At 59.6% G+C, this 12,840-nt stretch carries 13 protein-coding genes; 10 read left to right on the forward strand and 3 right to left on the reverse strand.

From position 1 onward, the window contains the following. Positions 1-9 precede the first annotated feature (9 nt). The 6 genes from sdhA to DMZ65_RS07790 all read left to right on the forward strand — a co-directional run bounded on the left by sdhA (position 10) and on the right by DMZ65_RS07790 (position 4,779). On the forward strand, positions 10-1,818 hold the full coding sequence (sdhA, locus tag DMZ65_RS07765; protein WP_116598327.1) for a succinate dehydrogenase flavoprotein subunit: 1,809 nt from the start codon (positions 10-12) through the stop codon (positions 1,816-1,818). Further along, on the forward strand, positions 1,818-2,138 hold the full coding sequence (locus DMZ65_RS07770; RefSeq protein ID WP_116598328.1) for a succinate dehydrogenase: 321 nt from the start codon (positions 1,818-1,820) through the stop codon (positions 2,136-2,138). The genes sdhA and DMZ65_RS07770 overlap by 1 nt, the downstream gene beginning before the upstream one ends. Before the next feature lie 109 nt (positions 2,139-2,247). After that, positions 2,248-3,027: a succinate dehydrogenase iron-sulfur subunit gene (locus DMZ65_RS07775; protein WP_116598329.1), complete on the forward strand. Its 780-nt coding sequence runs from the start codon at positions 2,248-2,250 to the stop codon at positions 3,025-3,027. Positions 3,028-3,289: 262 nt separating this feature from the next. Beyond that, entirely contained in the window at positions 3,290-3,481 is a 192-nt protein-coding gene (locus DMZ65_RS07780) for a hypothetical protein (protein ID WP_116598330.1), read from the forward strand. Between the two features lie 94 nt (positions 3,482-3,575). Then, entirely contained in the window at positions 3,576-3,767 is a 192-nt protein-coding gene (locus DMZ65_RS07785; RefSeq protein ID WP_116598331.1) for a hypothetical protein, read from the forward strand. A 166-nt stretch (positions 3,768-3,933) separates the two neighbouring features. After that, a complete protein-coding gene (locus DMZ65_RS07790) occupies positions 3,934-4,779 on the forward strand; it encodes an urea carboxylase-associated family protein (protein WP_116598332.1) in 846 nt (281 codons plus the stop codon). A 12-nt stretch (positions 4,780-4,791) separates the two neighbouring features. On the opposite strand, the gene deoD is transcribed toward DMZ65_RS07790, so the two are convergent. From deoD to DMZ65_RS07805, 3 genes are all read right to left on the reverse strand, one after another. Beyond that, entirely contained in the window at positions 4,792-5,496 is a 705-nt protein-coding gene (gene deoD, locus DMZ65_RS07795) for a purine-nucleoside phosphorylase (protein WP_116598333.1), read from the reverse strand. A gap of 21 nt (positions 5,497-5,517) precedes the next feature. Next, positions 5,518-5,904 carry an H-NS histone family protein gene (locus tag DMZ65_RS07800; protein ID WP_332871569.1) on the reverse strand — a complete coding sequence of 129 codons (387 nt, stop codon included), beginning with the start codon at positions 5,902-5,904 and terminating at the stop codon, positions 5,518-5,520. Positions 5,905-6,010: 106 nt separating this feature from the next. After that, entirely contained in the window at positions 6,011-7,987 is a 1,977-nt protein-coding gene (locus tag DMZ65_RS07805; RefSeq protein ID WP_116598335.1) for a methylmalonyl-CoA mutase family protein, read from the reverse strand. 222 nt (positions 7,988-8,209) lie between these two features. Here DMZ65_RS07805 and DMZ65_RS07810 point away from each other — a divergent pair, with 222 nt between their 5' ends. The 4 genes from DMZ65_RS07810 (at position 8,210) to DMZ65_RS07830 (ending at position 12,817) form a co-directional block, all read left to right on the forward strand. Further along, complete coding sequence (locus DMZ65_RS07810; RefSeq protein ID WP_116598336.1) at positions 8,210-9,583, forward strand: 1-acyl-sn-glycerol-3-phosphate acyltransferase; 1,374 nt, start codon at positions 8,210-8,212, stop codon at positions 9,581-9,583. Positions 9,584-9,718: 135 nt separating this feature from the next. Then, a complete protein-coding gene (ccrA, locus tag DMZ65_RS07815; protein WP_116598337.1) occupies positions 9,719-11,005 on the forward strand; it encodes a crotonyl-CoA carboxylase/reductase in 1,287 nt (428 codons plus the stop codon). 375 nt (positions 11,006-11,380) lie between these two features. Then, positions 11,381-12,094, forward strand: a complete 714-nt coding sequence (locus tag DMZ65_RS07825) for a helix-turn-helix transcriptional regulator (protein ID WP_116598339.1) — start codon at positions 11,381-11,383, stop codon at positions 12,092-12,094. An 84-nt stretch (positions 12,095-12,178) separates the two neighbouring features. Further along, a complete protein-coding gene (locus DMZ65_RS07830) occupies positions 12,179-12,817 on the forward strand; it encodes an acyl-homoserine-lactone synthase (RefSeq protein ID WP_116598340.1) in 639 nt (212 codons plus the stop codon). Positions 12,818-12,840 lie beyond the last annotated feature (23 nt).

Consider the following 12,840-nt stretch of genomic DNA (forward strand, 5'->3'; position numbering starts at 1 on the left):
CAAGAAAAAATGACAGCAGCATACGAATACGAGACGCATGAATATGACGTCGTGGTCGTGGGGGCGGGCGGTGCTGGCCTTCGCGCGACGCTTGGCATGGCCGAACAAGGCTTGCGCACTGCCTGCGTGACCAAGGTTTTCCCGACCCGGTCGCACACGGTTGCGGCACAGGGCGGCATCGCCGCCTCGCTGTCGAACATGGGGCCGGATCACTGGCAGTGGCATATGTATGACACCGTCAAGGGGTCGGATTGGCTGGGCGATACGGATGCGATGGAATACCTCGCCCGCGAAGCCCCCAAGGCCGTGTACGAACTTGAACATTACGGCGTGCCCTTCAGCCGCACCGAAGAGGGCAAGATCTATCAGCGCCCCTTTGGCGGCCACACCACCGAATTTGGCGAAGGCCCCGCCGTGCAGCGCACCTGTGCCGCCGCCGACCGCACCGGCCATGCCATCCTGCACACGCTTTATGGTCAGTCCCTGAAAAACAACGCTGAATTCTACATCGAGTATTTCGCGATCGACCTGATCATGTCCGAGGACGGGCAGTGTCAGGGCGTCGTCTGCTGGAAGCTCGACGACGGCACCATGCATGTCTTCAACGCCAAGATGGTCGTGCTGGCGACGGGCGGCTATGGCCGTGCGTATTTCTCTGCGACCTCTGCCCATACCTGCACCGGCGACGGCGGCGGCATGGTGGCGCGCGCGGGCCTGCCGCTTCAGGATATGGAATTCGTCCAGTTCCACCCCACCGGTATCTACGGCTCGGGCTGTCTGATCACCGAAGGCGCACGCGGCGAGGGCGGCTACCTGACCAACTCCGAAGGCGAACGGTTCATGGAACGTTACGCGCCGCAGTACAAAGACCTCGCCCCTCGCGACTATGTCTCACGCTCCATGACGATGGAGATCCGCGAAGGGCGCGGCGTCGGCAAGGACAGCGATCACATCCACCTCAACCTGTCGCACCTGCCCAAGGAAGCGCTGCATGAGCGTCTGCCCGGCATTTCCGAATCCGCCCGCATTTTTGCAGGCGTCGATGTCACCAAGGAACCGATCCCGGTCATCCCGACGGTGCATTACAATATGGGCGGCATCCCCACGAACTACTGGGGTGAGGTGCTGAACCCCACCGCCGATGACGCCAACGCCGTCGTGCCCGGCCTGATGGCCGTGGGCGAGGCGGGCTGCGCCTCTGTGCATGGGGCCAACCGTCTGGGCTCAAACTCGCTGATCGACCTCGTGGTGTTTGGCCGTGCTTCCGCGATCCGTGCGGGCAAGGTGGTGGACCCCGACTCCGCCAACCCGGTGCTGAACAAAGCCACGATCGACAAGGCGTTTGACCGCTTTGACGGGCTGCGCAACGCGGATGGTGGCACCCCCACCGCAGAGCTGCGGCTGGAGATGCAAAAGACGATGCAGGCCGATGCCGCCGTGTTCCGCACCGCCAAGACCATGGCCGAGGGCGTCGAGAAGATGACCGCCATCGCCGCGAAGCTGGACGATCTGAAAGTCACCGACCGCAGCCTTGTGTGGAACTCCGACCTGATGGAGACGCTGGAGCTGACCAACCTGATGCCCAACGCGCTGGCCACCATCGTCGGTGCCGAGGCGCGCAAGGAATCCCGCGGCGCCCATGCGCATGAGGATTTCAGCAAACGCGACGACGAAAACTGGCGCGTCCACACGATCAGCCGGGTGGATGGCAATAAGGTCGATCTCAGCCACCGCCCGGTTGTGACCGATCCGCTGACCACCGAGGACGAAGGTGGCATCGCGCTTAAGAGGATCGCGCCCAAGGAACGGACGTTCTGATGCACTTGGCCGGTGTCCTTGGCATGGCCCTTACGCTGTCAGGCTGCGCCGTCGCCAATGACGTGGCGGATCAGCTTGCGCGGGACCGGGCGAAATCGGTCGTCAATTCGGTCGTCGCGCGCAACCTTCCGGGCGTCGATGCCGCGCCGGTGACAGACTGCATCATCGATGCGGCCACGGCGTCTGAGATCATCGCCATCGCGGGCGATTCCGTCACCGGTGTCACCGACACCACCGCCGCCAAGGTGCTGGACATCGCGCAACGCCCGCAAGCGGTCGAATGCATCGCCTCGGTCGCCATAAGCGGCCTGCTGCGATGAACTGCACGCTTGACCGGCGCACAGACACATTCTGCGCGGGCGCTGGCCGCCCGCCGCTTCATCCACGAACGGCCCACCGGGGCCCTTGTTCATTGCACGGGGTAGAGACATGGTACAACTGACACTTCCCAAGAACAGCCGCATCAAGACGGGCAAGACATGGCCCAAACCTGCCGGTGCCACCAATGCCCGCAAGGTGCAGATCTACCGCTGGAACCCGGAAGACGGCGACAATCCCCGGCTGGATACCTATTTCGTCGATCTGGACGATTGCGGGCCGATGGTTCTGGACGTGCTGATCAAGATCAAGAACGAGATCGACCCCACGTTGACCTTCCGCCGGTCCTGTCGCGAAGGCATCTGTGGCTCCTGCGCGATGAATATCGACGGGATCAACACGCTGGCCTGCATCTACGGGCTGGACGAGATCAAGGGCGACATCAAGATCTACCCGCTGCCGCATATGGAGGTGGTCAAGGACCTGATCCCCGACCTCACGCATTTCTATGCCCAGCATGCCAGCATCATGCCCTGGCTGGAAACCAAGACCAACCGGCCCCAGAAAGAATGGCGCCAGTCGATCGAGGACCGCAAGAAGCTGGACGGGTTGTATGAATGCGTGATGTGCGCGTCCTGCTCGACGGCCTGCCCGTCCTATTGGTGGAACTCTGACCGCTACCTTGGCCCCGCAGCCCTGCTGCACGCCTATCGCTGGATCATCGACAGCCGCGACGAGGCGACGGGCGAGCGTCTGGACGAGTTGGAAGACCCGTTCAAGCTGTATCGCTGCCACACCATCATGAACTGCACCAAAACCTGCCCCAAGGGTCTGAACCCTGCAAAGGCGATTGCCGAAATCAAGAAAATGATGGTCGAACGCGCCGTTTGACCCGCAAGCGACAGCCCGCCGCAACGCGGGCTGTGATGCTGACGGATTGCGGCACCCTGCCTTGCATGTGGCACGCGGGGTGCCTTGTACCTGTTGTGCCGCAAATGCGCGCTATGCGTGTCAAAGCCCGAAATTACATCATAAAACGGGGCCGCCTTGCAGCCACGGCATGGCGGGGCTGTTCTTTTGGCCGATGCGCTTTGATGGCCGAATGCGCATATAGCGTGGCAAGGGAGAGCATGAGTAAGGCACAGAGGCACACATGTCACAAACAGCAAACACCCCAACCCGCAGCGCACAGGACGCGCTAAAGCACCTTGAGCAATCGCTGGCCTATTATTCCCCCGAACCGCAGACCGAGACCCAGCCTGCGGCACGGGCCCAGCCAAAGCCTGCATATGACGCTTTCGCTGCACGGCTGGCGTCATGGTTTTCGGCCTACAAGGCTGCCTGAGCCGTTGCCTTGATCCGGCGCGCCGCCTAAGTCCTGTACCAGGAGGTCAGGTTGTGGCGGGCGCATACAAAACACACGGAAGGCGACGACAGGCATGGTGATCGTACTCGGCCTGATCGTCGCATTCATCCTCGTGGCGCTGTTTTCCAATCGCGCGACACGGGGCTGTCGGTGGCGGGAATATCCCGGAGAGGACCACAGCGTCTGGCGCTGCGCATTCTGCGGAGAGCAGACCACCGGCCCGCGTGGAAAACCGCCGAAACTCTGTTTGCGTCCGCGTGACTGAGCATTGCTTGCCGGATGTGGCCGATGTCGGAGCGAGGGGCCAGCCCCTCGCGCTCCCCGGAGTATTTTTGCCAAGAAGAAGTTGGAACGGGACGGGGCGATAGTGTCGGGGGCTGTCTGTTATAGATTGCCTGACAAGGGTGGTATGTCTTGTTCCGGAGGCCGAAATGTCGAAAATACCTGAAGATGCCGCAGAGCGCCGCGCCATTGCGCCGGTGATCTGCTATCCGGTCGAGACGCTGCCTGCGCCCGATCTGGGGTTGTACCGCGCGGCGCGGGCCGGGGCGCGAAAACTGGCCGAGTGGCGCGTGCCGCCAAGAGAGGCATCGGATTTCAGCGTTTCAGCCGGGCAATTCTTTCGGATCAGCTGTATCGAAGGGCCGCAGGTCGGCGATCTGAACCTGTGGAACGCCGATGATCTGGCCGAGCGGTTTTATTCCGGCAAGACGCGGGCGCTGCATGGCACGCATGTGACCGAAGGCCATCGGCTGTGGTCGTCTTTTCCGGCGCTGCGCCCGATGGCGACGGTGGTGACGGACAGTCTGGCCTGGTACGGTGTGGATGCGTTTGGGGGTCGGGTGCATGACGTCATTGGTACGCGCTGCGATCCTTATACCGGCACTCTTTTATCGGGAGCGCAGTATCATCACTGCTGCCATTCCAACCTGACGCGCGCCGTGGCGGATGCGCGCGGTATGACATTGGAGGATGCCGAGACGCATGTCCACGATGTGCTCAACGTGTTCATGTGCACCGGCTTCACGCGCGACACCGGACAGTATTTCATGAAGGCCAGCCCGGTGCGGCCCGGCGATCATCTGGAGTTCTTTGCCGAGATTGATCTTCTGGGCGCGCTCAGCGCCTGTCCCGGCGGTGATTGCGGCGATAAGCATTCAAGCGACGCTGCCACCTGCCACCCGCTTCTGGTCGAGGTCTTTGCGCCGGAAGACGGGGCATTGCAGGGCTGGGTGCCGCCCGCGCGCAACGGATATGACCGCAGTCACGGGCGGTAGATCGAGGAGCCGTCAGGCGAAGGCGGATTCCAGCGCGATTTCGACCATATCGCCAAAGGATTTCTCGCGGTCCTCCGAAGGCAGCGCCTCGCCGGTCAGCAGGTGGTCGCTGACCGTCAGCACCGCCAATGCGCGCGCGCCGTGCCGGGCGGCAACATTGTAAAGTTCCGCCGCTTCCATCTCGACCCCCAGAATACCGTGGCGGGTCATCTGTTCATTCAGGTCGGGCCGTTCGTCATAGAAGACATCGGCCGAATATATTCCGCCGACATGGGTCGTGACGCCTTTGGCTTCGGCCGCCGCAACAGCCGCGCGCAGCAATGACCAATCCGCACAGGGCGCGAAATTCAATTCGCGAAAGATCCCGCGCGACGGTGTTGATACGGAACTCGCGGTCATGGCCACGATAACATCGCGGATGCCGACGCTTTTCTGCATTCCCCCGCAGGAACCGATACGGATCAGCGTCTTTGCATTGTAATCGCGGATCAGCTCATTGGCATAGATTGACAGCGAGGGCATTCCCATACCAGAGCCGTGAATCGTCACCTCATTGCCGCGCCATGTGCCGGTAAAGCCCAGCATCCCGCGAACTTCATTGACCAGTCGCGGAGAGTCCAGAAATGTTTCCGCCGCCCATTTCGCGCGATATGGATCGCCCGGCATAAGCACTGTTTCCGCAATGTCACCGGGTTTGGCACCGATATGGATTGTCATCTGTCTTGCGTCCTTGCCGGGTCAGAGTGCGAGGTCTTCCAAAGGCTTTCCCGCATCCAGATGAACGACAACCCAATTCGGCTTGCGCCCGCGCCCGGTCCAGGTTTGGCTGGGATCTTCGGGGTTCACGAATTTCGGGGCACCTTTGGTTTTCTTGCTGTTTGCAGTGGCGGTATTCAGTTCGCTCAGGGAGAACCCGAATTCCTTTGCCGCGTCTTCAGCCGCTTTCAGCGCTTCGGCCCTGCGGCGGGTTTCAAGCGTATCAAGGGCTTTATCGACATTCTTTCTCAAGGCCGTCAGTTCCTGGCGGGACAGTGCGGACAAATCAATAGTCATTCTTCTCTCCGTCTTTTTGGAGATGAATAAAAAGATTGGCTTAACAGAATACAAGAGCACATTTTGTGTCATCTCCCCGCTACCGCTATGAGTCTAGCCCGAAAAAAATGGCCGACACATCCAAAAGGAGATGTCGGCCAAAGAGATAACAATTATAGGCTGATTTTCGCCGATATGCCTATTCGGCGGCAACGGCTTCAGGATCTACCAAGGTCACTATATCCTGCATGATCGTATTCAATTCGAAATCTTTTGGCGTATAGACACGGGTCACGCCCATTTCCAAAAGGCGGCGGGCGTCATCAGTGGGAATAATGCCGCCAACAATAATCGGAATATCGCCAAGCCCTGCGGCCTGCATGCGCACGATCAGATCCTCGACCAGCGGGATATGGCTGCCCGACAGGATCGACAGGCCCACCACATGCGCGCCGTCCTGTGCCGCCTCGACAATCTGTTCCGGCGTCAGGCGGATGCCCTCATAGTCGATTTCCATGCCGCAATCGCGGGCGCGGAATGCGATCTGCTCGGCCCCGTTGGAATGCCCGTCCAGCCCCGGCTTGCCGACCAGGAAACGCAGCCGCTTGCCCAGCCGGTCGCTGACCGCATCCACGGCGGCGCGCAGCTCGTCCAGCCCCTCAATGCGGTTGCTGACCGACCGCGACACGCCTGTCGGCCCGCGATATTCGCCATGTACGGCGCGCATCTGCTGTGCCCATTCGCCGGTGGTGACACCTGCCTTGGCGGCGGCAATCGACGGCACCATGATATTGCGGCCCTCGCGCGCGGCGGTGCGCAGATCGGCCAGCGCCTTTTCCACAGCACCGGCATCCCGTTCGGCACGCCAGAGGGCCAGCCGGTCAATCTGTTCCTGTTCCACCGCCGGATCGACAACCATGATGCCGCCGTCTTCGTCCATCAACGGGCTGGGTTCGGTTTGTGTCCAGCGGTTCACACCCACAACCACGGTTTCATTCCGTTCAATCCGGTTCACCCGTTCGGCGTTTGATTCCACCAGACGCGATTTCATGTACTCAATCGCCCCGATTGCGCCGCCCATACTGTCGATATTGGCCAGCTCTGCCCGCGCGCCCTCTTTCAGCGCCTCGACTTTGCGTTCAACTGCCGGGTTGCCCTCGAACAGATCGTCATATTCCAGAAGATCGGTTTCATAGGCCATGATCTGTTGCATGCGCATTGACCATTGCTGATCCCACGGACGGGGCAGGCCGAGCGCCTCGTTCCAGGCAGGCAGTTGCACGGCGCGGGCGCGTGCATCCTTTGACAGGGTGACGGCCAGCATCTCGATCAGGATACGGTAGACGTTGTTTTCCGGCTGCTGTTCGGTCAGACCAAGCGAGTTTACCTGCACGCCATAGCGGAAGCGGCGGAATTTCGGGTTCTCGACGCCGTAGCGGTCCAGCAGGATCTCGTCCCACAGATCGACAAAAGCGCGCATCTTGCACATCTCGGTCACGAACCGAATACCTGCATTCACGAAAAACGAAATCCGCCCGCAGAGCGCCGGGAAATCCGCCGCCGGAACCCGTGTTTTCAATTCGTCCAATACGGCAACGGCCGTGGCCAGCGCGAACGACAATTCCTGTTCCGGCGTCGCACCCGCCTCTTGCAGGTGATAGGAACACACGTTCATCGGGTTCCATTTCGGCACATGGGTGTAGCAGTATTCCGCAACATCGCCGATCATCTTCAGCGACGGTTTTGGTGGGCATATATATGTGCCGCGCGACAGGTATTCCTTTATCAGGTCGTTCTGCACCGTGCCTTGCAGCTTCGACACATCCGCGCCCTGCTGTTCGGCCACCGCGATATACAGCGCCAGCAGCCACGGTGCCGTCGCGTTGATCGTCATCGAGGTGTTCATCTGCTCCAGCGGGATCTGGTCGAACAGCGCCGCCATATCGCCAAGGTGGCTGACCGGCACGCCGACCTTGCCAACCTCGCCGCGCGCCAACACATGATCGCTGTCATAGCCTGTCTGTGTCGGCAGATCGAACGCCACCGAAAGGCCGGTCTGGCCGCGCGAAAGGTTAGATCGGTACAACTCGTTCGAGGCCTTGGCGGTAGAGTGGCCGGCATAGGTGCGGATCAGCCAGGGTTTGTCCTTCGGGCGATCAGTCGGCTTATCGGTCATGCTTGATCCTCGCGTTTCGGGCGTCGCAAATTAAGCGCGTAACATTATTTCGTCAAAGGATGGTTATGCGAAACTTTATGGCAATGTCAATTCGCCGCGCCGCGGCATCATGCGAATTTTGGGCTTTTGTACGTTTCAAAGGTACAAAAAGCACAAAAGGCCCGAAACGCGGGCGCTATCTACGGGCTTGCCCTGTGACGCCGGGCCTGCAACTTTGCCAACATGACGCGCATTGTCGTGCTGCCGCTATGGCTTTTTCTGTTGATCCTCCTGTTCGCGGCCGTCACCGCGGCAAGCCATCTGCTGTTTCCGTCTGTGCGCTGGTTCTTGCGGCGGCGGATGGAACGCGCCGTTTCCAAATTAAATCAACGGCTTGCGCGTCCGATTGAGCCGTTCAAACTGCTGCGCCGCACGGATGCGATAAAGCGTCTGATCTACGATCCCGAAGTCACCAAAGCAATTGTCGAACATGCCCGTGATACCGGCGAAAGAGAGGACGTCGCCTTTCAACGGGCCACCCGTTATGCACATGAAATCATTCCATCTTTTTCGGCATTCGCCTATTTCAGCATAGGCATTCGCGCCGCGCGATGGCTGTCCAACGCCATCTACAACGTCCGTGTCGGGCAGTTCGACGAGGCGACGTTTCACAGTATCGACAGAGAATCGACGATTGTGTATGTCATCAACCACCGTTCCAACATGGATTATGTGCTGGTGACATATCTCGCCGCGCAACAATCCACGCTCAGCTATGCGGTTGGCGAATGGGCGCGGATCTGGCCTTTATCGTGGCTTATCAAAAGCATGGGTGCCTATTTCGTCCGCCGCAGGTCGCGCAATGCGCTTTATCGCAAGGTCATGGCCCGCTATGTGCAGATGGCGACGCAAGCCGGCGTCACCCAAGCGATATTTCCCGAAGGTGGCCTTAGCCTGACCGGCGCGCCGGCGCAGCCGAAACTGGGACTTCTAAGTTATATATCAGGGGCTTACGATCCTGATGGGCGCGATGTCGTCTTTGTGCCGGTGGCCCTGAACTATGACCGTGTGCTTGAAGATACCATTCTTGTTGCGGCAAATCGGTCCGGCGAGCGTCGGTTCCGCGCCAAGCTGTGGGAGATCGGCGGCTTCATTCTGCGGCAGGTCTGGCGCAAGCTGCGCGGACGGCTCAAACCATTTGGCAATGCCGTGGTGAATTTTGGCAAGCCATTGTCCATGCGGGATTATCTGACGCAGGAAGGTGCACAGAATACCGACGAGCTGGCCGAGATATTGATGGAACGTATCGCCCGCGCCGTCCCGATCCTGCCCATTCCCGCGATCTCGACCTGCCTTCTTGCGCATCCGCACAGCCGCGACGAATTGATCTCGGCGATCTCCACCATGCTGAAGGTCGAGCATGATGCGGACATTGGTTTATCGTCAGAAAACCTTCACGAAGAGGTGGATCTGGCACTTGAGCAATTGCTCGGCCGCAAACTGATCGACCTTCAGGGAAACCAATTCACCCCAACCCCCGACAGCATTGACATCCTTCGGTTCTACGCGAATTCCATCGCGCATCTGGTGCCTGCTGACGCTGCGGCTGCACAGTAGTTTCTGCGTTGGCTCGGTCATAAAGTTCCAAAATATACGCTAATGTTGTTGCATAATTTCGCGAAGGCCGATATTTCCGTGGAGACGCCGCGATTCTGCATTGCGGCACGGATATCAGCAGCGAAGGAGGCTCACATGGCTCTGGATACACAAAGCGGCATTGCGGCCTACGATGCCCCGGAAAAAGATCTGTATGAAGTCGGCGAAATGCCCCCGATGGGCTATGTGCCCAAGCAGATGTACGCGTGGAATATCCGTCGCGAACGTCATGGTGAGCCCGACGTGTCGTTCCAGCAGGAAGTCGTGGACACATGGCAAATCGACAGCCATGAGGTGCTGGTTCTGGTGATGGCAGCGGGCGTCAACTATAACGGCGTCTGGGCCGGACTAGGTCAGCCCATCAGCCCGTTCGACGTGCACAAGCAGGATTATCATATCGCGGGATCCGACGCCTCCGGCATCGTTTGGGCGGTGGGCGACAAGGTGAACACCTGGAAAGTCGGCGACGAGGTCGTGATCCATTGTAACCAGGATGATGGCGACGACGAGGAATGCAACGGTGGCGACCCGATGTTCTCGCCCACGCAGCGGATCTGGGGCTACGAGACCGGCGATGGATCCTTCGCGCAGTTCACCCGTGTGCAGGCGCAGCAGTTGATGCCGCGCCCCAAGCACCTGACCTGGGAAGAAAGCGCCTGCTACACGCTGACGCTGGCCACCGCATACCGGATGCTGTTCGGTCACCATCCGCACGAGCTTAAGCCCGGTCAGAATGTGCTGGTCTGGGGCGCGTCTGGCGGTCTTGGTTCTTACGCGATCCAGCTTGCCAACACTGCCGGTGCCAACGCGATCGGCGTGATCTCTGACGAAAGCAAGCGGCAGTTCGTCATGGACCAGGGTGCCAAGGGCGTCATCAATCGCAAGGACTTCAAATGCTGGGGACAATTGCCGACGGTGAACAGCCCCGAGTATAATGAATGGCTGAAAGAGGCGCGCAAGTTCGGCAAGGCAATCTGGGAAATCACCGGCAAAGGCGTCAGCGTCGACATGGTGTTCGAACATCCGGGCGAAGCGACTTTCCCGGTCTCGACCCTTGTGGTCAAGAAGGGCGGCATCGTCGTGATTTGTGCGGGCACCTCTGGTTTCAACTGCACGTTCGACGTGCGGTACATGTGGATGCATCAGAAGCGTTTGCAGGGCTCGCATTTCGCCAATCTCAAACAGGCTGCGTCAGCGAACCGTCTGATGATCGATCGCCGCCTTGATCCTTGCATGTCCGAAGTGTTCCCCTGGGATGAGATTCCCGGCGCGCATATGAAGATGCTCCGCAATGAGCACAAACCCGGCAACATGGCTGTTCTGGTGCAGGCACCGCGCACCGGTTTGCGTACCTTCGAAGAAGCGCTCGCCGCCAAAGGCTGAACTATCGGTCTTCGGACCGACAATAATCGCCCGCGAATCGGCTGCTGCCGTCGCGGGCGATTCGCGTTTTTGGGGGCCGGTGCTTGTCGTCCAGAGGGTTAGAATTTGCCGTCTCACCATTTTTGGGGAGTTGGAATTCGCGAATTTATTAACGTCAATTGCTCGTGGTATAGTTGTGTTAACCTTTCATTAACTGGCGTAAAAGAGAGTCAACCATGAACCACGACTGGATACTCGACGTACTCACGGATCTGACAACTTTCGCCCAGTCAAACGGACTGGACGGACTGGCCCAACAACTGGACGATACCCAGAAGTTTGCGTTGGCAGAACTGGCGTCACGCGCGAAAGGGAAACCGATTGGGCTATGCGGCAATGACGCAGCGGCTGGACACCATCCTGCACGGATTGGAGCAAGCCGATCAGCATGACGCGCTACAACGCGCAATCGAGGCATTATGCGCCTTCTACGGCGTTGACCACATGGTCTATCACTGGGTCAGCGGCAGCGGCGAGCAATACGGGTGCGGAACCTATGACGACGTCTGGGTGCAGCACTATATCGATAAGCAATACCTGCGCGTCGATCCTGTAATTTCCGGGTGTTATCAAAGGTTTCACCCGGTTGACTGGAAACGTCTGGACTGGTCGAGCAAGGCGGCACGGGCCTTTCAGAAAGACGCAATTGCACATGGGGTAGGCAACCAGGGTTTCTCTATCCCGATCAGGGGGCCGAACGGACAGTTTGCGCTGTTCAGCCTCAGTCATAATTGTACCGATGATGAATGGGATGCGTTCACCGAAACCAATCGTCGCGACCTGATCCTTGTCGCGCATTACTTCAACAAGAAAGCCCTGGATCTGGAGCCCGGGCGCAGCCCTGAACCATCGCAACCTCTGTCGCCCAGAGAGATTGATGCGATGACCCTTCTGGCGGTGGGGTACAGCCGCGCTCAGGTGGCCGAGACGCTGACGATTTCGGAACACACGCTGCGGGTTTACATCGAAAGTGCGCGGTTCAAACTGGGCGCTTTGAACACCACACATGCAGTGGCACGCGCCCTTGCAAGGGGCATTATCGTGGTCTGAAAGGTTAACGCCCCGAACAAGACGCAAAGCGCGTGTTAACGAATTGCGGACAAGGCTGATCCTGCTCAGACAGGAGAAGCTGCAATGATACGTTACATCTATGCCAACGATCTGGACCAGGAACCGAAGCTGCGCGACAGCATGTTCCGCGACCGTGCCGACCAGTTCAAGGCGCGCTTGGGGTGGAAGGTCGCCGTCGACGCGAAGGGCTATGAGCGCGACGAATATGACGACCTGAACCCGCTTTATGTGATTTGGCAGAAACCCTGCGGTTCGCACGGCGGTTCGATGCGGCTGTTGCCGACGACCGGGCGCACCATGGTCAACGACCATTTCAAGGACATCACCGATGGCGTTCATATCGAAAGTCCGCTGATCTGGGAATGTACGCGGTTCTGCCTGGCGCGCGATACGGCCCCCGGCACGGCTGCGGCGTTGATGCTGGCGGGCGGCGAGGTGATGAACGGTTTTGGTCTGCGCCACTATGTTGGTGTGTTCGACGCGCGCATGGTCCGCATCTATCGGCTGATCGGCGCGCAACCCGACGTGCTGGGCACGTCCGGATCGGGGCGCGATGCGATCAGCGTCGGCCTATGGGAATTCACGCCGGAATCGCAGGCTCGCGTCGCTGCGCGCGCAGGTTTGTCGCCCAGCGTTTCGCGTCAGTGGTTCGAAGCGGCGTTTGGTGCTGCTGTTCCGATCGCGCAACACTACGCAGCTTGACTCTGGTGCCTGTCCTGCGGGCG

Origin of the sequence: Primorskyibacter marinus, from assembly GCF_003313245.1 — a bacterium.
Classification (GTDB): domain Bacteria; phylum Pseudomonadota; class Alphaproteobacteria; order Rhodobacterales; family Rhodobacteraceae; genus Primorskyibacter; species Primorskyibacter marinus.